Raw genomic sequence first — 21,209 nt, 5'->3', positions numbered from 1 at the left:
GGGCTACTTCCCCTTGAAGGTGGGCTTTCTCTTCTCCATGAAGGCACGCCGGCCCTCCGCGTAGTCCTCGCTCTCGAAGCAATCGAGGATCAGGCGCCGGCACATCTCGACATCGAGATCGGCGTCGGGCTTGAGCACCTCGCGGATGATCCGCTTGCCCGCCTTGATCGTGAGCGGCGCGCCGGTGGTGATCGCGTCGGTGTACTCCTTGAGCAGCGGCTCGAGGTCCCCGGGGCTCGCGATGCGGTTGATGAGGCCGATGCGCTGGGCTTCGGCGGCATCGAAGCGCCGGCCGGTGAAGAAGATGTCCTTCGCGTTGCCGGGGCCGACGAGGTGCGTGAGGTTGCGCATCGCCGAGACCCGGTAGCCCAGCCCCAGGCGCGAGGCGGGAATCGAGAACACGGAATTGGGCGTGGCGATGCGGATGTCGCAGCTGATCGCCACGTTCACGCCGCCGCCGATGCAATAGCCGTTGATCGCCGCCACCGTGGGCTTGCCGAATTCGTAGATGCCTTCGAGGGCGGCTTCGGCCATCTGCTCGTACTTCTTCACCGCTTCCTTCGCCGCGCGCTGGTCCTCGAACTGCGAGATGTCCGCGCCCGAGACGAAGGCCTTCTCGCCCGCGCCGGAGAACACGACCATGCGCACGCCATCGTCCTTTTCAGCGCGATCCAGGAGCAGCGGAACGGCCTCCCACATGTCGACCGACAGCGCGTTGTGCTTGGCCGGATTGTTGAAGCAGATGTGCAGCACCGAACCTTCGAGCCAGGACTTCACGCGCTCGGTGGTGGAGGGATAGGTCATGTCGTTCATCCTCAGTAGACTCCTGCGGCCTTCATGCGCTCGAGCGTGGTGCGGTCGAAGCCGGCCTCCGCGAGGATCTCCTCGGTGTGCTCGCCGCGGCGTGGCGTGGTTCGCGCGATTCGCGAGGGCGTGCGCGAAAGCGTCACGGGTTGTCCCATGAGCTTCTGCTTGCCCAGGTGCGGCGACTCGACCTCCTGCACCATGCCCAGGTGCTGCACCTGCGGTTCGTCGAAGGCCTGCTTCATGTCGTTGATGCGCCCGCACGCGACACCGGCCGCGTTGAGCTTCTCGATCCAGTAGTCACTCGTGTTCGCCTGCAAGCGGCGTTCAATCTCGGCGTTGAGCCAGTCGCGATGCACCGAGCGGGCCGACTTGCTCTGCGAGCGCTCGTCGGCGATCCACTCGGGCGCGCCCATCACTTCCGCGAAGCGCTCCCAGATCTTGCCGCCGAACACCGCGATGTTGATGTGGCCATCCTTCGTCTTGTACACGCCCGTCGGAATGCTGGTCGGGTGGAAATTGCCCGCCTGCCCCGGAACCTCGCCGTCGATCGTCGCGCGCGCCGTCTGGAAATCCATCATGTAGAGCATCGCCTGCAGGAGCGAGGTCTGGACCCACTGGCCCTTGCCCGAGCGCTCGCGCTCGAGGAGGGCGACCACCACGCCGTAGGCCGCGAAGATGCCGCCGCACAGGTCGGCGATGGGAATGCCCACGCGAACCGGGCCTTGCCCGGGAAGACCGGTGACCGACATCAGGCCGCCCATCCCCTGCGCGATCTGGTCGAAGCCGGGACGCTGTGCGTACGGGCCCGTCTGGCCGAATCCGGAAATGCTCGCGTACACGAGGCCCGGGTTGATCTTCTCGAGCGTCTCGTAGTCGATGCCCAGGCGATTCTTCACGTCGGGCCGGAAGTTCTCGAGCACGACGTCGGCCTTCTCGATGAGCTTCTTCAGGACGGCGATGCCCTCGGCTTCCTTGAGGTTCAGCGTGATCGAACGCTTGTTGCGGTGCGTGTACTGGTAGTCCGAACCCTCTTGCCCACCGAGTGTGTCGTCGCCGCGCATGTGTTCGGGCATCTGCACCTGGATCACGTCGGCGCCCCAGTCGGCGAGCTGGCGCGCGGCCGTCGGGCCGGCGCGCACCTGGGTGAGGTCGATCACGCGAAAGCGCGCGAGGGCTTGCGAAGCGGGGATGTGGGGCATGGGTCGTCGCGTGATTACTGCGGTGTGATGCCGGCGTCGCGCACGACCTTCACCCAGCGCGCGTTCTCGGCGCGCATGAAGGCGCCGAATTCGGCAGGCGACATCGTGCGGATCTCCGCGCCTTCGTCGGCGAGGCGCTGGCGAATCGCGGGCTCCGCGAGCACGGCAGCCACGGCGGCGTTGAACTTCGTCACCATCTCCTGCGGCAGGCCCTTCGGTCCGACGAAGCCCGTCCAGGTTCCGACGTCGAAGTCGGGCAGTCCCAACTCGATGAGCGTAGGAACGTCGGGCACCGCGGGATTGCGTTCCTTCGAGGCGAGTCCGATGGCGCGCACCTTGTTGCCGCGGATCTGCGGCGTGACGGCCGGCAGTGTCGCGAAATTGAGCTGCGCCTCGCCCGACATGATGGCGAGGACGGACGGGGCTCCGCCCTTGTAGGGAACGTGGGTGATGGTCGCGCTGAGCGCGCGCACCAGCAGCTCTCCGGAAAGGTGTCCCGGCGAGCCCACGCCCGAGGACGAATAGAACGTCGGCGCCTTCGCGGCGAGGTCCTTCAGCTCGGCGAGTGTCTTGAACGACGTCTGCGGAGAGGCGATGAGAATCATCGGATACGAACCGACCATGGCCACCGGCGTGAAGTCCGTGATCGCGTCGAACTTGCGGACCTTGTAGAGGCCCGGGTTGATCGCATGCACCGCCACCGTGGTGAGCATCAGGGTGTAGCCGTCGGGAGGCGATTGCAGCATCAGCTCCGCGGCGAGGTCGCCCGCACCCCCGGGCTTGTTCTCGATCACGATCGGCTGGCCGAGTCTTTCCGCGAGGCGCGGCGCGATCAGGCGGCCGACGACGTCGGTCGATCCGCCGGCCGTGTATCCGATGTAGACCTTGATCGGCTTCTCGGGCCACGCGGCGACCGACGCGGTAGCGAAGAGCGAAACGAACAACAACGTGGTGCGAAACATGCTCCCTCCCGGGTTCCAGGCGCGCCGCCAATGTAGCACCCTGCGCGGCTATACTTCCGTACAGACAATGACATCCACACTCGAACAATTCGTCGGCAATACGCCGCTCGTTCGCCTGCAACGCATCCCCGGAAAGACGTCCAACGTCATCCTTGCGAAGCTCGAGGGCAACAATCCCGCCGGCTCCGTGAAGGACCGCCCCGCGCTGTCGATGATCCTCGGCGCGGAACGACGCGGCGAGATCAAGCCGGGCGACACGCTGATCGAGCCCACGAGCGGCAACACCGGCATCGCGCTCGCGATGGTCGCGGCCATGCGCGGCTATCGCATGGTCCTCGTGATGCCCGAGCACCTTTCCATCGAGCGCCGCCAGACGATGGCCGCGTACGGCGCGCAGTTCGTGCTGACGCCCGAAAGCGGCGGCATGGAGCTCGCGCGCGACACGGCGGAGCGCATGCGCGAAGCGGGCGAGGGCGTGATCCTCGACCAGTTCGCCAATCCGGACAATCCGCTCGCGCACTACGTGGGCACCGCGCCCGAAATCTGGCGCGAGACCGAGGGCAAGCTCACGCACTTCGTCGCGACCATGGGAACGACCGGCACGATCATGGGTTGCTCGCGCTACTTCAAGGAAGTGAACGCCGCCATCCAGGTAGTCGGCGTGCATCCGGCTCCCGGGGCGCAGGTGCCCGGCATCCGCAAGTGGCCCGAGCAGTACCAGCCGAAGATCTACGAACGCGCGCGCGTCGACCGCATTTTCGAAGTCTCGCAGGACGAGAGCGAGGAAATGACCCGGCGCCTGGCGCGCGAGGAGGGCATCTTCGCGGGCGTTTCGTCGGGCGGGGGCCTCGCTGCGGCGCTCAAGATCTCGGCCGAAGTGAAGAACGCGGTGATCGTGCACATCGTGTGCGATCGCGGCGACCGCTACCTGTCCACCGGCGTGTTTCCCGCCTGAGCGCCGGTCACTGATCCAATGGTCCCGATCCTCGTCTTCGATATCGAAACGATTCCCGACGTCGCGGGCATCCGCAAGCTCTGGGACATCGCCGCCGACGTGAGCGATGCCGCGGTGGTGGAGCTCGCGAGCCAGCGTCGGCGGCAGGCGACGGGCAGCGACTTCCTGCAGCCGCACCTGCATCGCATCGTGGCGATCTCCTGTGCGCTGCGCGACGGTGACAGCGTGAAGATCTGGTCGCTGGGCACCGCGCAGGATGACGAGCGCGAGCTCGTGCGCCGTTTCTTCGACGGCATCGACCGGTACACGCCCCAGCTCGTGTCGTGGAACGGTTCGGGCTTCGATCTTCCCGTGCTGCACTACCGCGCGTTCTTCCATGGGGTCACTGCGTTGCGCTACTGGGACCAGGGCGAAGACGACCGCGAATTCAAGTTCAACAATTACCTCTCGCGCTTCCACGCCCGGCACCTGGACCTCATGGACGTGCTCGCGGGCTACCAGAACCGCGCCAACGCGTCGCTCGACGACATGGCGCGCCTCACGGGGCTTCCGGGCAAGCTCGGGATGGATGGCGCGCAGGTGTGGCCCGCGTGGCAGCGTGGCGAGATCGACGCGATCCGCGCCTACTGCGAGACGGACGTCGCGAATACCTACCTGCTCTTCCAGCGGTTCCAGATGATGCGCGGCCAGCTCACGCCGGAAGGCTACGAGCGCGAAGTCGCGCTCCTGCGCGCCTGGGTCGGCGAGCAGCCCGCGGCGCACTGGAAGGCGTTCGGCGCGGCCTGGGTGTAGCGGGGATTCATTTCCTGAACGGCGTTCGCTCGTTCAGCTCGTCCACATACGCGGCAATGTGCTCGCCTTCGCGCTCGAGGTAGTCGTCGACCGCGCGCTCGAACGCGGGATGCGCGAGCCAATGGAATGAGCGCGTCACTTCGGGGAGGAACCCGCGCGCGTGCTTGTGCTCGCCCTGCGCGCCGCCCTCGAAGCGCGGGATGCCGCGCTCGATGCAGAACGCCATCGCCTGGTAGAAGCAGGTCTCGAAGTGCAGCCCCGGCACGTACTCCATCGCTCCCCAGTAGCGCCCGTAGAGTGCCGCGGGCGTGAAGAGGTCCATGGCCGAAGCCACCGGCTTCCCCTCGCGCTCGGCGATCACGAGCAGGACGTTGTCGGGCATTCGGCTCGCGAGCAGGCCGAAGAACTTGCGATTGAGGTACGGCGTCGAGCGATGCGCTCGGTAGGTGCGCCGATAGCACTGCGTGAAGAAGTCGCAGTCGGCCTCGGTCGCGTCGCGACCCGTGACCCTGCGGAAAGCAATGCCGGCCTCGTCGAGCTTGCGGCGCTCCTGGCGGATCTTCTTGCGCTTGTCGTGGGAGAGCGCCGCGAGGAAGTCGTCGAAGGTCGCGTATCCGGGGTTCGACCAATGGAACTGCACGCCCGTGCGCTCGAGCATTCCGGCCCCGCGCAGGACCTCGGCATCGGCTTCGGTGGGAAACAGGACGTGAAGCGACGAGACATCCGATCGCTTCGCGAGGTCGAGCAGCGCGAGGGCCAGCTGGTTGCGTACCACGTCCGATTCGGCGAGCAGGCGGGGGCCCGTGGCGGGGGTGAACGGTACGGCCGCGAGGAGCTTGGGGTAGTAGGCAAGGCCATGTTGTTCGTGCGCTTCCGCCCACGCCCAGTCGAACACGTATTCGCCATAGGAATGGCCCTTCAGGTACAGGGGCACGGCGCCCACGATCCGCTCGCCTTCCCAGAGCGTGAGGTATTGCGGCGCCCAGCCCGTCTGCGGGGTCGCGCAGCCCGCGGCGTGGAGGCTGTCGAGGAAGGCATGCGCGAGGGTTGGATGGCCACCCGCGAGCCGGTCCCAGTCGGCGGGGACGACGGAGTCGAGCGAATCAAGGATGCGAAGGGACACGGCGGCTCGATATAATGACGATTCAATTCTAGCGGCCGGAGCGGTTTACCCCTTGAAGATCGTCGTCGCCCAGATCAACACGACCGTGGGCGATTTCGCCGGCAATGCCGACCGCATCCGCCGAGCCGTCGACGAAGCCCGCGCCCAGGGCGCCCGGCTGGTCGTCACTCCCGAGCTCGCGCTCTGCGGCTACCCGGCCGAAGACCTCCTGCTGCGCGACGATTTCTGCGACCAATGCGCCTCCGAGCTGCAAAAGCTCGCCACCTATTGCCTGGACGTGGGCGTGGTCGTCGGCCACCTGCATCGCGAAGGCCGCACGCGCTACAACGCCGCCTCGCTCCTGCGCGGGGGCCGCATCGAGCACATCTACTTCAAGCAGAAGCTCCCGAACTACTCGGTGTTCGACGAGAAGCGCTACTTCGACGTCGGCAACCGCGCCTGCGTGTTCGAAGTCGAGGGCACCAAGTTCGGCCTCACCATCTGCGAAGACCTCTGGTTCCCCGAGCCCGCCCGGCAGGCGAAGGCGGCCGGCGCGCAGGTGCTGATCTCGATCAACGCCTCGCCCTTCCATCGCAACAAGCTCGCCGAGCGCTATGCCGTGATGGGCTCGCGCGTGAAGGAGACGGGGCTGCCGCTGCTCTACGTGCACTGGACCGGCGGCCAGGACGAGCTCGTATTCGACGGCGCTTCGTTCGCGCTCGACGGCCAGGGCGCGTTGACGTACCAGGGCGAGACCTTCCGCGAGACGTTCGACGTCCTCGAGTTCGAGGGCGGGGAGATGAAGGGCGGCATGGCGCCGCCGCTCACCGAGGAAGAGACCATCTACCGCGCGCTGATGACGGGCGTGCGCGACTACGTCGACAAGAACAGATTCCCCGGCGTGATCCTCGGCCTCTCGGGCGGCGTGGATTCCGCGCTCGTGCTCGCGATCTGCGTCGATGCGCTGGGTGCGGATCGCGTCCACGCGGTGATGATGCCCTCCGACTACACGGCCTCGATGAGCATCGAGGATGCGCGCGAGATGGCCGAGATCCAGGGCGTGAAGTACACGGAGATCGCCATCAAGCCGATGATGGCTGCCTTCCGCGAGCAGCTCGCGACGAGCTTCGAGGGCCGCGCCGAGGATGCGACCGAGGAGAACCTGCAGTCGCGCATCCGCGGCACGCTGCTCATGGCGCTCTCCAACAAGTTCGGCTCGATCGTCGTGACCACCGGCAACAAGAGCGAGATGGCCACCGGCTACGCGACGCTCTACGGCGACATGGCCGGCGGTTTCGCGGTGATCAAGGACATCGTGAAGACGCTGGTCTATCGGATCTCCAACTGGCGCAATTCCAAGGGCCGCGTGATCCCGCAGCGCGTGATCGACCGCGCACCGAGCGCGGAGCTTCGCCCCGGCCAGACGGACCAGGACACGCTGCCGCCCTACGAGGTGCTCGATGCCGTCGTCGAGCGCTTCATGGAGCGCGACATGACGCCCGAGGCCATCGCGGGCATGGGCTACGACATCGCCGCCGTGCGCCAGGTCGTCAATCTCATCCGCGTGAACGAGTACAAGCGCCGCCAGGCGCCGCCGGGCGTGCGCATTACCCCGCGCGGGTTTGGCAAGGACTGGCGCTATCCTATAACCTCTGGCTTCCGCCCGAAGGCCTGAGATCCCATGAAAAAAATCGAAGCGATCGTGAAGCCCTTCAAGCTCGACGAGGTGCGCGAAGCGCTCTCCGAGATCGGCGTGACGGGGCTCACCGTCACCGAGGTCAAGGGCTTCGGTCGCCAGAAGGGCCACACCGAGCTCTATCGCGGCGCCGAATACGTCGTCGATTTCCTGCCGAAGGTGAAGGTCGAGGTCGTGGTCGCGGACTCGCTCGTCGAAAAGGCGATGGAGGCGATCATCAAGGCCGCGCGCACCGGCAAGATCGGCGACGGCAAGATCTTCGTCATGGACGTGGGGCAGGTGGTCCGGATTCGCACCGGCGAGACCGGCGAGGACGCTGTCTAACCCCCTCCGGGGGTTATTTGCTATCCTTGCTCCGCGCACAAGAACGGGGGAAATAAGAATGTTGCTGGCCGCTTTCTATGTGTTCGCGATTGCCGCGATCATCCTGCACTACACGGGGCACCTGAAGCGCTGGAACTGCGAGTGGATCCTGATCGTCCTCGCCATCGCCGTCTTCCCCGCCGTCCTGTTCCTCTGAGTTCCTTTCCCGGGGCGTAGGAGGCTTCCTACGCCCGGCTCGGCCCCTCTCCGGTGCCGGGCTCGCATTCCCCGCCGCATGATCGTCCCAGGGAGTCATTCCCCTTCCTCGAGGACGAGCCATGCCCAAGAACCCCGGCAGCAAGCAGGAAAACCCGACCCGCAAGTCCGGCAAGCCCGGACCGCTCGGCGAGGGTAACTATGAAGCCACGCGCAAGTACAACGACGGCGTGATGGAGCACATGCGCAATCACGACATCGAGCAGGAAGCGCGCGATGCCGAGCCGCGTTCGGAATCGGAAGCGCAGGAAATGAAGGACGCCGAGATCGAGGCGGGCCGCCGCTCGAAGGGCGAGGATCCCGCGCTCAGGAAGACGACGGCGAAGAAGAAGAGCCCTTCGAAATAGATTGCTCGCAATGGAGCCGCGCTAGCGGGTCCTGCCGGTAGAAAAGCCTGAGCTGCTCGTACACCGCCGGATACTCGGGCGCGAGCAGCTCGGGCGTTTCGAAGAACGCTTCCGAGATCACGGCGAAGAACTCCGCGGGATTCTCCGAGGCGTAGGGATCGATGGGCAGCGTATCGAGCGCTTCGCCGTCGTCCTCTTCGGCGAGCGCGTCGGCTTCGTCCACGCGTGCGCAGAAATCGTCGTAGGCCGCGCTGAACGCCTTGCGCCATGCCGCGACGGCCATGCCGGCGTGTAGCGGCGGGAATCCGTTGGGGTCCCCCTGGCGCATATCGAGCTTGTGCGCGAATTCGTGGATGACGACGTTGTAGCCCGCGACTCGCACTTCCTCGTCGCCCGCCATCGCGACATCTTCGTACGAGAGGATCACCGGGCCGCCGAGCCACGCTTCGCCCGCCATCGGGTCGCGCGTGAGATGCACGACGCCGTCTTCATCCATTTCCTCGCGTTCGGGCGCGAACTGGCTCGGGTAGACGATCACCTCGCTCCAGCCGTCATACCACTCGATGCCCAGCTCGAGGACGAGGATGCACGCCTGCGCGGCGATCGCCACCTGCATTGCCGGCGTGACCTCGAGATCGTGCGTCCCGGAGAAGTGCTTGTTCGCGAGGAACGCTTCGCTCAGCGCGCGAAGGCGCTCGCGTTCGGCGGGCGTGAGCCCGCGCATGAAGAGCCACGGCGCGCTGGCGCGGCGCCACAGGTCCGGATCGATCGAGGCGATGCGATCCGGATCGCGGCGGCGAAGCCAGCCGAGCATCAGCCGGGTGCGGCGCCCAGGTGCTTGGCGCGGCCCGAGCCGACGACCGACTTGTCGATCGACGGGTTGCCGTAGTACTTCACGTCGCCGCTGCCGGCCACGCGAACCTTGAGCGATTCGCTCGCCCAGACGGTCGCGTCGCCCGAACCGGCGATGCTCGCCGCCACGGTCTTGGTCTCGAGCTTCGCGGCCTTCACGTCACCCGAGCCCGCGATCGAGATCACCAGCGCATCGACCTTGCCCGCGGCCGTCACGTCGCCGCTGCCGGCGATCGAGACCTTCACGCTCTTCGCCTCGAGGCGCTCGAACAGCGCATCGCCCGAGCCGCTGATCGACACGTTGAGCGATTCGGACTTGAGCGGCCCGGCCTTCACGTCGCCGGAACCCGCGATGGAAAGGCCCTGGAGTTCCTTCACGCCCAGGACGATCTTCATCTTGGTCCGGGTGCGCACGTTCAGGTTCTTCTCGCGGAAGCGGATCTTGAGCGCGTTGTTCTCCACCACCGTTTCGATCTCGGCGAGCAGGTTGTCGTCGGCCGTGATCGAGAGGGTTTCGCTGGTGCCCTGGGTGACCTCGGTGTCGCCCGGGACCGAGATACCGACGCTCGTGAAGCCCGAGACCGCCCGGGTCTCGGTACGCGAGATGCCCGAGCCCTCGACGGAGCGTCCGGTCCAGGCGCCGGCGGAGGTTGCGAACAACGCCAGGGCCAGCAGGGCCGTGGGTGAGCGAAGGGAAGTGAGGTTCATGGAAGTCTCCTGTGAAAGCAGGTTGGACGCGCCGTCCGGGTCAACCGGATTCGGCGATCCCGAGGTCCTTGCGGATGGCGAGCGCCACTTCGAGTGCGCGCTCCAGCGTGGCCTCGCACACCGTGACGTGCCCCATCTTGCGCCCGGGGCGCGCATCGCGCTTGCCGTACAGGTGCAGGTGGGCGCCCGGGTGGCGGAGCACAGCCTCCCAGCGCGGCTCGCCGTCGCGCCAGATGTCGCCGAGCAGGTTCACCATCACCGCAGGCGTGTGCAGCGACGGGTCGCCCAGCGGGAGGTCGCAGAGCACGCGCACCTGCTGCTCGAACTGCGAGGTGCGGCAGGCGTCGATCGTGTAGTGGCCGCTGTTGTGCGGGCGCGGGGCGATCTCGTTGATGAACAGCTTGCCGCCCACGACGAATATCTCGACCGCGAGGACGCCCACGTAGTCGAGCGCCGCGGCGAGGCGCGTGGCGAGCGCCGTTGCCTCGGCCGCGAGCGCTTCGGGAACGCGGGCGGGCGCGATGGAAATGTCGAGGATGCCGCGTGCGTGGGCGTTCTCGGCAACCGGGAACACAGCGACCGCGCCGGACGCGGAACGCGCGAGGATGACCGAGAGCTCCTTCTCGAGGACGAGGCGCTGCTCGAGGACGCAGGGCACGCGCTTCCATTCGACGAACACGCGCTCGAGGTCGGCGCCACTCGCGATCGTGGCCTGGCCCTTGCCGTCGTAGCCGAAGCGCGCGGTCTTCAGGAGTGCGGGGAGCTTCACCCGCGCGAGCGCTGCGGCGATGTCGGCTTCCGTGTGGATCGCCGCGTAGGGGCCGAGCGGAAAGCCGTGCTCGGCGAGGAATCCTTTTTCGCGCTCGCGGTCCTGCGCGACAGCGACCGCGCTGCCGCTGGGGCGCACGATGGTTCGCGCTGCAAGCGCCGTCAATGCTTCGGCGGGCGCGTTCTCGAATTCGGTGGTGACCGCGGCGCACGTTTGCGCCAGCTCATCGAGCGAAACCGGATGCGTGTACGCGGTGTTGAGGTGGCCCGTGGCGAATTCGGCGGCGGGCGAGAGCGGATCGGGATCGAGCACCGTGACGCGGTAGCCGAGCGTGCGCGCGGCCACGGTGAACATGCGTCCGAGCTGTCCGCCTCCGAGCAACCCCAGCGTGGCGCCGGGGGCGATCACAAGACGTCGGGCAGCTGCATCGCCGCGACCTGCTCGGCGAGTTTGGCGCGGTAATCGGCGAGCTTCTGGGTGAGGCCCGCGTCCGATCCGGCGAGCAGGCTCACGGCGAACAGGCCCGCGTTGGCCGCACCCGCCTCGCCGATCGCGAACGTGGCGACGGGAATGCCCTTGGGCATCTGCACGATGGAGTAGAGCGAATCCTGCCCGGCGAGGTGCTTGGAAGGCACGGGAACGCCCAGCACCGGGAGCGTGGTCTTCGAGGCGATCATTCCCGGCAGGTGCGCGGCGCCGCCCGCGCCCGCGATGATGCAGGCGAGGCCCTTGCTGCGCGCATTCTGCGCGTACTCGAACATCGAATCGGGCGTGCGATGCGCGGAGACCACGAGCGCTTCGTAGGGAACGCCGAAGTCCTTCAGCATCTTCACCGCATGCTGCATGACGTCCCAGTCGCTCTGCGAGCCCATCACCACGCCGACCAGCGGCTTGTCCATTGAATGTCCCTCGGAGGAGCCGCTATTGTAAATGCGCGCGCTCGCGCTAGCGCACGTTCCCGACGATCGACGAGAGGTTGTCCTGCATCTTCTTCATGAAGTTGGTCATCACCTCGAAGGCTTCGTTGCGCTTGTTCGTGAGCGACTGCAGTTGCAGCATGTCCATCTGCTGCGAGCTGATGAGGCTGTCGATCCTGCCCTTCAGTTGCGCGGTCCAGGCGTCGAACGTCCTCTGCCTCGCGTCGTAGATCCCGGTGCCGGGCTCGTTCACATCATCGGCGCTCCCCGGGCCGGGTATGGCCACGCCGGCCTCCTGGATGCGCTTGTACATGGCCCGACCCGCGGCCTGGTTCGCGCCGAGGTTGGCCCACTTCGCGGGATCGGTTCCCGCGGGGCGGAGCGCCTTGAGGTCGGCGATGAGGGTGTTGAGCTTCGCGATCTCGTTGTTGCGCGCGTGGACCCCGTCCACCTGGACCTTGAGCTGCTCCTCGAGCAGTTTCGCGCGTTGCGACTGAATCGTCGCCATGGCCAATTGGAGATCCATGCCGGAAATGTCGCTCGGGTTGACGCCTGCCATCAACCCCCCCACGCCGGAAGCAAGGTTCGGGGGCGTCGGCGCCACGGTCGCGGCGCGCTTGCCCGCGAGGCCCAACTGGGATGCGGCCGCTTTTACTTCCGCAGGGACGGGGGGTGCGGAGGCCGGGATCGGAGTCTTGGCCACGGCGGCAGGTGCTGCCGGCGACTTGATCGTCGGGGCCGGAGCCGCCGCGTTCGTCGGGGCCGAAGCCGCCGCGTTCGTCGGGGCCGAAGCCGCCGCGCTCGTCGCCACGGGCGCAACGGCGGGCGCGGGCATCGCCTTCAACTCATCGAGACAGCGCTTTTGTTCGGGCGTGGCCGCGGGAATCTTCATGCAGGCCTGGAGCTTGTCCATGCGCGGATCGGTCGCGGCCGTGGCCGTCGCAGGGAGGGCCAGCGCGAGCGCGGTGGCGAGGAAGAGCGTTCGTTGGCGATTCACGGCATTCATGGGTTGTCCCTGTTGTTGTGATGTGGCGTTCAGCCTGCAAGGCTCTCGAGGTACTTGTCCGCGTCGAGCGCGGCCATGCAGCCGGTTGCGGCACTGGTGACCGCCTGCCGGTACACGTGGTCCTGGACGTCGCCCGCGGCGAACACGCCCGCGATGCTGGTGGCGGTGGCGCCACCCTCGAGCCCGCTCTTCGTCACGATGTAGCCGTTCTTCATCTCGAGCTGGCCGGTGAAGAGGTCGGTGTTGGGCTTGTGGCCGATCGCGATGAAGGCGCCCTGGGTCTTGATGTCGCGCGTGGTGCCGTCGACCGTGCTCTTGATGCGCACACCCGTCACGCCCGATGCGTCGCCCAGCACTTCGTCGAGCGTGTTGTTCCACGCGATCGTGGCCTTGCCTTCCTTCACCTTCTGGAAGAGCTTGTCCTGGAGGATCTTCTCCGAGCGGAATTTGTCGCGGCGATGGATCACCGTGACGTGCTTGGCGATGTTCGTGAGATAGAGCGCTTCCTCGACCGCGGTGTTGCCGCCGCCCACGACCACGACGTCCTGGCCCTTGTAGAAGAATCCGTCGCAGGTGGCACAACCGGACACGCCCTTGCCCATGAAGGCCTGCTCGCTTTCGAGGCCCAGGTACATCGCCGAAGCGCCGGTCGCGATGATCAGCGCGTCGCAGGTGTACGTGCCCGAGTCGCCGATCAGCGTGATGGGTTTCTCATCGAGCTTCGCCGTGTGGATGTGATCGAAGATGATCTCGGTCTCGAAGCGCTCGGCGTGCTTCTGGAAGCGCGTCATGAGGTCCGGACCCTGGACGCCCGCGTCATCGGCCGGCCAGTTGTCCACGTCGGTCGTGGTCATGAGCTGCCCGCCCTGCGCGAGGCCGGTGATGAGCACGGGCTTGAGGTTGGCACGGGCCGCGTAGACCGCGGCCGTGTAGCCGGCGGGGCCGGAACCGAGGATCAGGAGTCGCTGGTGTCTTGTTGTCATGGGTGCGCGGGGCCGGAAAGGCTGCAAAAACATCGATTATCGCATTGTCGCCAGGCTCGGCGGCTTGGCGGCGGCCATGTAAACATGGGGGTAGAAGCCTCCGATGCAAGTTAGTCGCATTTCGAGGTAGTTGGGATAAATCGTTGACAAATAAAGCATTTATGGGGAGGATACGACCATGACAACGAGCACTCCTACGTCCCGTCGCAGCCTCGGCGATCGCACGATGGCGATCAAGGCCGTGCCGTTCTTCACGCAGCTTTCGGACCGCGAGCTCGATGTCATTCGCTCGGTGTCCGTCGAGAAGACCTTCCCGAAGAGCGCGGTCGTCCTCACCGAGGGCGAGATGGGCGATTCGCTCTACATGATCCAGTCGGGCAAGGTGAAGGTGTTCATCGGCGACGAAGACGGCCGCGAGATCATCCTGAAGATCCTCAGCGCCGGCGACTTCTTTGGCGAGATGTCGATGATGGATAAGCAGCCGCGCTCCGCGTCGGTCACCACGCTCGAGGCGTCCACCTTTCAGATCCTGGCGCACAGCGCCTTCGAGAAGTGCGTCGAGCAGGCGCCGCGCATCGCCAACATGGTGATGCGGGTCCTGGCCACGCGCGTGCGTGAAGCGGATCGCAAGATCGGCACGCTGGCCCTCATGGATGTCTACGGCCGCGTGGCTTCGACGCTGCTCGAGCTCGCGGTCTACAGCAACGGCAAGCTGATGGTGGGCGAAAAGCTCTCGCAGCAGGACCTCGCCAACATGGTGGGTGCTTCGCGCGAGATGGTAAACCGCATCCTGAAGGACCTTTCGGATCGCGGGTTCATCACGGTCGAGTCGAAATCGATCACCATCATCAACCGGGAGTTGCCTCCATCCCTGTGAGAGAATCGGCCATCCTGGGAACGCACTCCCCGATGGCCGAACTGTCCCGCGCTGCACCCTCGAACGGCAATCCGAAACTCGGCCGCATCCTGCGTGAAGCCGGGTGGATCCTCCTCCTCGCCGTCGCCGCCTACCTTGCGCTGATCCTCGCCACGTACCACAAGGGCGACCCCGGCCCGTTCTTCAGCGGCACCGGTGAACCGATCCTCAATCGCGGTGGCGCGCTCGGCGCCTGGTTCGCCGATGCGCTGCTCTATCTCTTCGGCCGCTCCGCATGGTGGTGGGTCGTGCTCGCTGTGTGCGGTATCCAGCGGCTGTACCGGCGGGTGGAGACCTGGGAAATCCTCAACCGCCACACGCTGGCGGTGACGCTCCTGGGCTTCGCCCTCGTGCTCGCCTCAAGTAGCGCGCTCGAGGCGCTGCGCCTGCACACCACCGCTGCGGGCCTGCCGGGTGCCGCGGGCGGAGTGCTCGGTGTCGTGCTGGCCGACGTGCTTTCGAAGCTCGTGGGCTTCACCGGTGGAACGCTCCTGTTGATCGCGGTGCTCGCAAGTGGCTTCAGCCTGTTCACCGGGCTTTCGTGGATTCGCTTCTCGGAAAAGGTCGGCGCCCGGCTCGAGGTCCTCGTGGCCGCGATTCGCTCCCGCATCGAGGCGCGCCGTGACCGCGAGCAAGGCAAGGTCGCCGCGCAGGTCCGTGAAGAAAAGGTCGAGGAGGCGAAGAAGATCCTCGTCGAGCACGAGCCCATCCGCATCGAGATGCCGGTGGTGGAAGTGATGAAGAGCGAGCGCGTCGTGCGCGAAAAGCAGGTGCCGCTGTTCGCCGACATGCCCGACTCGCCGCTCCCGCAGCTCTCGCTCCTCGATGCGCCCGAGACGCACATCGAGCGGCCCACGCCCGAGACGCTCGAGTACACCTCGCGCCTCATCGAAAGAAAGCTCCTCGACTTCAACGTCCAGGTGAAGGTCGTCGCCGCGTATCCAGGCCCGGTGATCACCCGCTACGAGATCGAACCCGCGGTGGGGGTGAAGGGTTCGCAGATCGTGACGCTCGCGCGCGACCTTTCCCGCGCGCTTTCCGTCGTGGCCATCCGCGTGGTGGAGACGATTCCGGGCACCTCGTGCATGGGCCTGGAGATTCCGAACCCCAAGCGCGAGATCGTTCGCCTCTCGGAGATCGTCGGTTCGCAGGCCTACGCCGACATGGGCTCGAAGCTCGCGATCGCGCTCGGCAAGGACATCACCGGCAAGCCCGTCGTCGCCGACCTCGCGAAGATGCCGCACCTGCTCGTGGCCGGCACGACCGGATCGGGCAAGTCCGTCGCGATCAACGCGATGATCCTTTCGCTCATCTACAAGGCGACGGCGAGCGAGGTTCGGCTGATCCTCATCGACCCGAAGATGCTCGAGCTCTCGACCTACGAGGGCATTCCGCATTTGCTGGCACCGGTCGTCACCGACATGCGGCAGGCGGGCGCCGCGCTCAACTGGTGTGTCGCGGAAATGGATCGGCGCTATCGCCTGCTGTCGGCGATGGGCGTGCGCAACCTCGCGGGCTACAACACGAAGGTGAAGGAAGCCGCCGACAAGAAGCAGCCGTTGAAGCATCCGTTCTCGGTAACGCCGGACAACCCCGAGGACCTCGAGCCGATGCCGCTCATCGTGCTGGTGATCGATGAACTCGCCGATCTCATGATGGTCTCTGGTAAGAAGGTGGAGGAAATGATCGCTCGCCTCGCGCAGAAGTCGCGCGCCTCGGGCATCCACCTGATCCTTGCCACCCAGAGGCCCAGCGTCGACGTGATCACCGGACTCATCAAGGCCAACGTGCCGACCCGCATCGCCTTCCAGGTTTCCTCGCGCATCGATTCGCGCACGATCCTCGACCAGCAGGGTGCGGAGAGCCTGCTCGGCCAGGGCGACATGCTCTACCTGCCGCCGGGGACCGGCCTGCCGCAGCGCGTCCACGGCGCATACGTGAGCGATTCGGAAGTGCACAAGGTCGTCGAAGCGCTCAAGAAGCAGGGCGAAGCGCAGTACGTCGAAGGCATGCTCGACGAACCCGAAGCCGATGCCGGTTCCGGCGAGGGCGGCGGGTCCACGGGCGAAGCCGATCCGCTCTACGACCAGGCCGTGCAGATCGTGCTGCAGAACAAGCGCGCGTCGATCTCGCTCGTGCAGCGCCACCTGCGCATCGGCTACAACCGCGCCGCGCGCCTGATCGAGGACATGGAACGCGCCGGCCTCGTGTCGTCGATGGCATCCAACGGCAACCGCGAGATCCTCGCGCCCAACCGCGAGGCGAACTGACCATGAAGCGTACGTTCCTCGCGGTGCTTGCCGCCGCCGCAAGCCTTGTCGCCCATGCAGGCGCGCTCGATGACTTCCTCGCCTTCAATGCTGCTACGAAGAGCGCGACCGCGCGCTTCGAGCAACAGGTGTTCGATCGTTCCGGCAAGGCCGTTGAAACCGCCACGGGCACCTTCGCGTTCTCGCGTCCGGGCAAGTTCCGCTGGACCTACGACAAGCCGTTGAAGCAGGTGCTGGTCGCCGACGGCGCGAAGCTCTGGATCCACGATGCCGACCTCAACCAGGTCACCGTGAAGCGCATCGACAAGGCGGTCTCCGCCACGCCGGCAGCGCTGCTTGCGGGCAAGGACGACATCACGCGCGTCTTCACGCTGAGGGACGCCGGCGAACAGGACGGCCTTACCTGGGTACTCGCCACACCGAAGGAGAAGGACACGGGGTTCGAGAGCGTCCGCATCGGCATGAAGGGCAAGACGCTGGCCGCGATGGAGCTCGCCGATTCGCTGGGCGGCCGCACGCGGCTCGCCTTCGTGGACTTGAAGCCCAACGCCACCGTGGCGCCCGCCACGTTCACGTTCACGCCGCCCAAGGGCGCGGACGTGATGGACGACTCGAAGTAAGTCGCGAAGTAGAGGGGTCAGATCACTTAGCTTTAGGTTTCATTTTTCCTTGTTAAAAAAACAGTCCATTGGACTAGTTGCGCCGGGTTTGTCCCAGAGCAACTAGTCCAATGGACTGTTTTTTTAACAAGGAAAAATGAAACCTAAAGCTAAGTGATCTGACCCTGCTGCGCTAAGTGTTGATCGACCCCGTCGAGTGCGAGGCGTAAACCACTTCTGACCGCGCCACGCGCCGCTTGGCCACCGGGTCGGTCTTGCGCCAGTGGTTCTGCGCCGCGGCGACGCCGCTGCCCGCTTCGATGTCGATCCCGACATCCGCCATCGCCATCTCGACGCCCCCGAGCGCGCCGAGGAGCATCAGCTCGTTGAGGTCGCCGAGATGACCGATGCGGAACAGCTTGCCGGCCATCCTCGACAGACCCGCGCCGAGCGCGAGGTTGTAGCGGCGGAAGGCGACGTCGATCACGTGCGCGCCATTGATGCCCTGGGGCACCATCACGGCGGTCACGGTGTTGGAATACCAGCGCGGATCGCGGCAGCAGGTGACGAGGCCCCACGCATCCACGGCTTCGCGCACGCCCTCGCCGAGGCGCGTGTGGCGCGCGTAGACGTTCGCGAGGCCTTCCTCCAGGAGGAGGATGTTGAGCGATTCGCGCAGGCCGTAGAGCAGCGGCAGGGCGGGCGTGTAGGGGAAGTACCCGTCGGCATTGGCGCGGCGCATGTCGGTGAAGTCGAAGAACACGCGAGCGCACTTCGCGGTCTTCGTGGCCTCGATTGCCTTGGGGCTCGCACACACGATGCCCAGGCCCGCGGGCAGCATCAGGCCCTTCTGCGAGCCGGCCACCGCGAGGTCCACGCCCCACTCGGTCATGTTGAACTCGATGCTGCCGAGCGAGCTCACCGCATCCACGTAGAGCAGCGCCGGGTGCTTGGCGGCATCCATCGCGGCGCGAACGCCCGCGAGATCGCTCGTGACGCCGGTGGCGGTCTCGTTGTGGACCACCATCACGCCCTTGATCTTGTGGCCCTTGTCGGCGCGCAGCGCCTCCTCGATCCGGTCCTCGGGCGCGCCTTCGCCCCATTCGACGTCGATCACCTGAACGTCGAGGCCCAGCCTCTGCATCATGTCGATCCACAGGTGGCTGAACTGTCCGAAGCGCGGTGCGAGCACCTTGTCGCCGGGCGAGAGGGTGTTGGTGAGCGCGGCTTCCCAGGCGCCGGTGCCGGTCGAGGGGAAGATGAACGCTTCGCCGTTGCGGCAGCCGTAGATCTTCAGCAGGTCGGGGAAGAGGCCGCGCGTGAGCTCCGGGAAGCGCGAGGAGCGGTGATCCTCCATCGCGATCACCATCGAGCGCATCACGCGGTCGGGAACGTTGGTCGGGCCCGGGACGAACAGGAAGTGGCGGCCGGGCATTCTCATTGGGCCTCCGCCGTCTCGCGACGCCGCGCCGTCGAGTACACCGGGAACGCTTCGCACAGCTCCTGCACCTCGCCCGCAAGGCGAGCGAGCTTGAAGTCGTCGCCGCGCGCGATCAGCGCATCGGCACACAGCCTGGCGATGCGCTTGGCTTCGGCCGTGCCCATGCCGCGCGTGGTGAGGGCGGCCGAGCCGATGCGGATGCCGCTCGTGATCGTGGGCTTCTCCGGGTCGTTGGGAATCGCGTTCTTGTTCACCGTGATCTGCGCGCGTCCCAGGGCTGCTTCGGCATCGCGGCCGGTGACGGAGAGCGGCCGCAGGTCCACGAGGAACATGTGGCAATCGGTGCCGCCCGAAACGATGCGCAGGCCCCGTTCGGTAAGCGTCTCGGCCATCGCGCGTGCATTCGCGAGCACGCGTTGCTGGTACTTCTTGAAATCCGCCGTGGCGGCCTCGTGGAAGGCCGCGGCCTTCGCGGCGATCACGTGCATGAGCGGTCCGCCCTGGAGTGCGGGGAAGACGCTCGAGTTGATCGGCTTCTCGAACGCTGCGCGCGCGAGCACGAAGCCGCCGCGCGGTCCACGCAGCGTCTTGTGCGTGGTGCTCGTGACGAAGTCGGCGAGCCCCACCGGGTTCGGATAGAGCCCCGCGGCGATGAGGCCCGCGTAGTGGGCCATGTCCACCATGAGCAGCGAGCCCGATTCGACGGCGATGTCGCGGAACTTGTCCCACTCGATCACGCGCGAGTACGCCGAGGCGCCGGCGACGATGATCTTGGGCTTGTGCTCGAGGGCCAGCGTGCGCACGGCACCGTAGTCGATGCGCTCGGTGGGATCGAGGCCGTAGGCCACGGACTGGAAGATCTTGCCGGAGAGATTGACCGTCGCGCCATGCGTGAGGTGGCCGCCATGCGCGAGCGACATGCCGAGGATCTTGTCGCCGGGCTTGAGCATCGCGAAGTACACGGCCTGGTTGGCCTGCGAGCCCGAGTGCGGCTGGACGTTCGCGTACTCCGCGCCGAAGAGCTTCTTCACGCGCTCGATCGCGAGCTTCTCGACTTCGTCGACGTGCTCGCAGCCGCCGTAGTAGCGCTTGCCGGGATAACCCTCGGCGTATTTGTTGGTGAGCACCGAGCCCGCCGCCTGCAGGACCGCCGGCGAACAGTAGTTCTCGGATGCGATGAGCTCCAGATGCTCTTCCTGGCGCTGGGCCTCGGCTTCGAGGTGACCCCAAAGCTCCGGGTCGGCGCGCGAAAGGCTCGCGTCTTTGTCGAACATGATGTTTGTCCTCCTGCTAGGCCGCTTGCGAGGCCGCTGGTTGTTGTCGTTGCACGGAATTTTCGAGCAGCCGCGCGCAGGCATACACGGCGCGGATGTGAGGGATGTCGGTGACGGTGAGGTCGGCGAGCTCGATCACGGAGCCCAGCAGCGCCTCGAGCTCGGTCTGGCGCCCGGCCTCGATGTCCTGGAGCATCGAGGTCTTGTGGCCGCGAACGCGCGACGCGCCTTCGATGCGCTTCTCGAGCGGCACGCGGAAGGAGATGCCGAGCTTGCCGGCCACGGCCGCGGCCTCGGTCATCATCTGCACGGCGAGGTGGCGCGTGAGCGGCTCGTCGCAGATGCGGTCGAGCGAAGCCCGGGTGAGGGCGCTGATCGGATTGAACGTGAGGTTGCCCCAGAGCTTGAGCCAGATCTCCGCGCGGATATCGGCGAGCACGGGCGCCTTGAGGCCGCCTTGCTCGAACACGCCCGCGAGGGCCTGCACCCGGGGAGTGACCTGGCCGTCGAGTTCACCCAGAGGGAACCGTTCGCCCTCGACATGCCGGATCACGCCCGGTGCAGTGATCTCGCAGGCCGGATAGACGACGCAGCCCACGATGCGTTCGGGAGCGATCGCCGCGGCGATGGCGCCATCCGGATCCACGGTCGCGACGCGATGGCCCTCGTGCGCGCCGCCGTGGCGGTGGAAGTACCAGAAGGGAATGCCGTTTTGCATCGGCACGATGATCGTGTCGCGGCGCAGGAGCGACGGGAGCTCGTTCACGATCGCGCGCACCTGCGTGGCCTTCATCGCGAGGATGACGACATCGAACGCACCGGCATCGCCGATGCGCTGGTGGGCTTCGATGCGGTGGGTCTTGCGCTCGCCCGAGGCCTCGACGATCGCGAGGCCGTCGCGGCGGATGGCCGCGAGGTGGGCGCCGCGGGCGATCAACGTGACCTCCGCACCCGCGCGCGAGAGGCGCGCACCCACGAAGCCGCCGATGGCGCCGGCGCCGACGATGCAGATTCTCATGGCCGGCGTCCGGGCCG

At 66.5% G+C, this 21,209-nt stretch carries 22 protein-coding genes; 9 read left to right on the top strand and 13 right to left on the bottom strand.

The window, feature by feature from the left end; genetic code table 11:
- Nucleotides 1-3: 3 nt before the first annotated feature.
- From DSM104440_RS11900 to DSM104440_RS11890, 3 genes are read right to left on the bottom strand one after another with little or no spacing between them, the layout of a single operon-like run.
- Entirely contained in the window at nucleotides 4-804 is an 801-nt protein-coding gene (locus DSM104440_RS11900; RefSeq protein ID WP_212758055.1) for an enoyl-CoA hydratase, read from the bottom strand.
- A gap of 11 nt (nucleotides 805-815) precedes the next feature.
- Nucleotides 816-2,006 carry a CaiB/BaiF CoA transferase family protein gene (locus tag DSM104440_RS11895; RefSeq protein WP_171162882.1) on the bottom strand — a complete coding sequence of 397 codons (1,191 nt, stop codon included), beginning with the start codon at nucleotides 2,004-2,006 and terminating at the stop codon, nucleotides 816-818.
- A 14-nt stretch (nucleotides 2,007-2,020) separates the two neighbouring features.
- Complete coding sequence (locus DSM104440_RS11890; RefSeq protein WP_171162880.1) at nucleotides 2,021-2,968, bottom strand: Bug family tripartite tricarboxylate transporter substrate binding protein; 948 nt, start codon at nucleotides 2,966-2,968, stop codon at nucleotides 2,021-2,023.
- A 67-nt stretch (nucleotides 2,969-3,035) separates the two neighbouring features.
- On the opposite strand from DSM104440_RS11890, the gene cysM reads away from it, so the two are divergent.
- Both cysM and DSM104440_RS11880 read left to right on the top strand, forming a co-directional pair.
- A complete protein-coding gene (cysM, locus tag DSM104440_RS11885) occupies nucleotides 3,036-3,923 on the top strand; it encodes a cysteine synthase CysM (protein WP_171162878.1) in 888 nt (295 codons plus the stop codon).
- 18 nt (nucleotides 3,924-3,941) lie between these two features.
- Nucleotides 3,942-4,715 (top strand): 3'-5' exonuclease, encoded by a 774-nt coding sequence (locus DSM104440_RS11880; RefSeq protein ID WP_171162877.1) that lies wholly within the window; start codon nucleotides 3,942-3,944, stop codon nucleotides 4,713-4,715.
- A 7-nt stretch (nucleotides 4,716-4,722) separates the two neighbouring features.
- Here DSM104440_RS11880 and DSM104440_RS11875 read toward each other — a convergent pair whose 3' ends face one another.
- Nucleotides 4,723-5,838, bottom strand: a complete 1,116-nt coding sequence (locus DSM104440_RS11875; RefSeq protein ID WP_212758054.1) for a GNAT family N-acetyltransferase — start codon at nucleotides 5,836-5,838, stop codon at nucleotides 4,723-4,725.
- 52 nt (nucleotides 5,839-5,890) lie between these two features.
- Here DSM104440_RS11875 and DSM104440_RS11870 point away from each other — a divergent pair, with 52 nt between their 5' ends.
- From DSM104440_RS11870 to DSM104440_RS11855, 4 genes are all read left to right on the top strand, one after another.
- Nucleotides 5,891-7,492: an NAD+ synthase gene (locus DSM104440_RS11870; RefSeq protein ID WP_212758053.1), complete on the top strand. Its 1,602-nt coding sequence runs from the start codon at nucleotides 5,891-5,893 to the stop codon at nucleotides 7,490-7,492.
- 6 nt (nucleotides 7,493-7,498) lie between these two features.
- Complete coding sequence (locus tag DSM104440_RS11865) at nucleotides 7,499-7,837, top strand: P-II family nitrogen regulator (protein WP_171162873.1); 339 nt, start codon at nucleotides 7,499-7,501, stop codon at nucleotides 7,835-7,837.
- Between the two features lie 58 nt (nucleotides 7,838-7,895).
- Nucleotides 7,896-8,033 (top strand): hypothetical protein, encoded by a 138-nt coding sequence (locus DSM104440_RS11860; protein ID WP_171162871.1) that lies wholly within the window; start codon nucleotides 7,896-7,898, stop codon nucleotides 8,031-8,033.
- Between the two features lie 121 nt (nucleotides 8,034-8,154).
- Nucleotides 8,155-8,439 carry a hypothetical protein gene (locus tag DSM104440_RS11855; protein ID WP_171162868.1) on the top strand — a complete coding sequence of 95 codons (285 nt, stop codon included), beginning with the start codon at nucleotides 8,155-8,157 and terminating at the stop codon, nucleotides 8,437-8,439.
- Here the strand turns inward: DSM104440_RS11855 and DSM104440_RS11850 are convergent.
- Genes DSM104440_RS11850 through trxB form a run of 6 tightly spaced genes read right to left on the bottom strand, consistent with a single transcriptional unit; the run spans nucleotide 8,399 to nucleotide 13,674 of the window.
- Nucleotides 8,399-9,253 (bottom strand): M90 family metallopeptidase, encoded by an 855-nt coding sequence (locus DSM104440_RS11850; RefSeq protein ID WP_171162866.1) that lies wholly within the window; start codon nucleotides 9,251-9,253, stop codon nucleotides 8,399-8,401. The two genes, DSM104440_RS11855 and DSM104440_RS11850, sit on opposite strands and share 41 nt — an antisense overlap.
- A complete protein-coding gene (locus tag DSM104440_RS11845) occupies nucleotides 9,253-9,999 on the bottom strand; it encodes a head GIN domain-containing protein (protein WP_171162864.1) in 747 nt (248 codons plus the stop codon). The genes DSM104440_RS11850 and DSM104440_RS11845 overlap by 1 nt, the downstream gene beginning before the upstream one ends.
- 40 nt (nucleotides 10,000-10,039) lie before the next feature.
- Nucleotides 10,040-11,149 carry a 5-(carboxyamino)imidazole ribonucleotide synthase gene (locus tag DSM104440_RS11840; protein WP_246212155.1) on the bottom strand — a complete coding sequence of 370 codons (1,110 nt, stop codon included), beginning with the start codon at nucleotides 11,147-11,149 and terminating at the stop codon, nucleotides 10,040-10,042.
- A gap of 23 nt (nucleotides 11,150-11,172) precedes the next feature.
- Entirely contained in the window at nucleotides 11,173-11,667 is a 495-nt protein-coding gene (purE, locus tag DSM104440_RS11835) for a 5-(carboxyamino)imidazole ribonucleotide mutase (RefSeq protein WP_171162860.1), read from the bottom strand.
- Between the two features lie 46 nt (nucleotides 11,668-11,713).
- On the bottom strand, nucleotides 11,714-12,691 hold the full coding sequence (locus DSM104440_RS11830; protein WP_171159560.1) for a hypothetical protein: 978 nt from the start codon (nucleotides 12,689-12,691) through the stop codon (nucleotides 11,714-11,716).
- Nucleotides 12,692-12,720: 29 nt separating this feature from the next.
- Entirely contained in the window at nucleotides 12,721-13,674 is a 954-nt protein-coding gene (gene trxB, locus DSM104440_RS11825; RefSeq protein WP_171162858.1) for a thioredoxin-disulfide reductase, read from the bottom strand.
- A gap of 178 nt (nucleotides 13,675-13,852) precedes the next feature.
- Here trxB and DSM104440_RS11820 point away from each other — a divergent pair, with 178 nt between their 5' ends.
- Genes DSM104440_RS11820 through lolA form a run of 3 tightly spaced genes read left to right on the top strand, consistent with a single transcriptional unit; the run spans nucleotide 13,853 to nucleotide 17,480 of the window.
- A complete protein-coding gene (locus DSM104440_RS11820) occupies nucleotides 13,853-14,551 on the top strand; it encodes a Crp/Fnr family transcriptional regulator (RefSeq protein ID WP_171162856.1) in 699 nt (232 codons plus the stop codon).
- A 32-nt stretch (nucleotides 14,552-14,583) separates the two neighbouring features.
- Entirely contained in the window at nucleotides 14,584-16,860 is a 2,277-nt protein-coding gene (locus tag DSM104440_RS11815; protein WP_171162854.1) for a DNA translocase FtsK, read from the top strand.
- Nucleotides 16,861-16,862: 2 nt separating this feature from the next.
- Entirely contained in the window at nucleotides 16,863-17,480 is a 618-nt protein-coding gene (gene lolA / locus DSM104440_RS11810; RefSeq protein ID WP_171162852.1) for an outer membrane lipoprotein periplasmic chaperone LolA, read from the top strand.
- A gap of 172 nt (nucleotides 17,481-17,652) precedes the next feature.
- Here the strand turns inward: lolA and DSM104440_RS11805 are convergent, their stop codons facing one another.
- From DSM104440_RS11805 to DSM104440_RS11795, 3 genes are read right to left on the bottom strand one after another with little or no spacing between them, the layout of a single operon-like run.
- Nucleotides 17,653-18,900 (bottom strand): aminotransferase class V-fold PLP-dependent enzyme, encoded by a 1,248-nt coding sequence (locus DSM104440_RS11805; RefSeq protein WP_212758052.1) that lies wholly within the window; start codon nucleotides 18,898-18,900, stop codon nucleotides 17,653-17,655.
- The gene (glyA, locus tag DSM104440_RS11800) at nucleotides 18,897-20,174 is read right to left on the bottom strand and encodes a serine hydroxymethyltransferase (protein WP_171162849.1); all 1,278 of its coding nucleotides are present in this window, start codon (nucleotides 20,172-20,174) and stop codon (nucleotides 18,897-18,899) included. Before glyA ends, DSM104440_RS11805 begins: the two co-directional genes overlap by 4 nt.
- A gap of 16 nt (nucleotides 20,175-20,190) precedes the next feature.
- Nucleotides 20,191-21,192: a ketopantoate reductase family protein gene (locus DSM104440_RS11795; protein WP_171162847.1), complete on the bottom strand. Its 1,002-nt coding sequence runs from the start codon at nucleotides 21,190-21,192 to the stop codon at nucleotides 20,191-20,193.
- Nucleotides 21,193-21,209 lie beyond the last annotated feature (17 nt).

It is taken from the genome of Usitatibacter palustris, assembly GCF_013003985.1.
GTDB classification, from domain to species: Bacteria; Pseudomonadota; Gammaproteobacteria; order Burkholderiales; family Usitatibacteraceae; genus Usitatibacter; species Usitatibacter palustris.
This window is presented reverse-complemented; position numbering and strand designations above follow the sequence as displayed.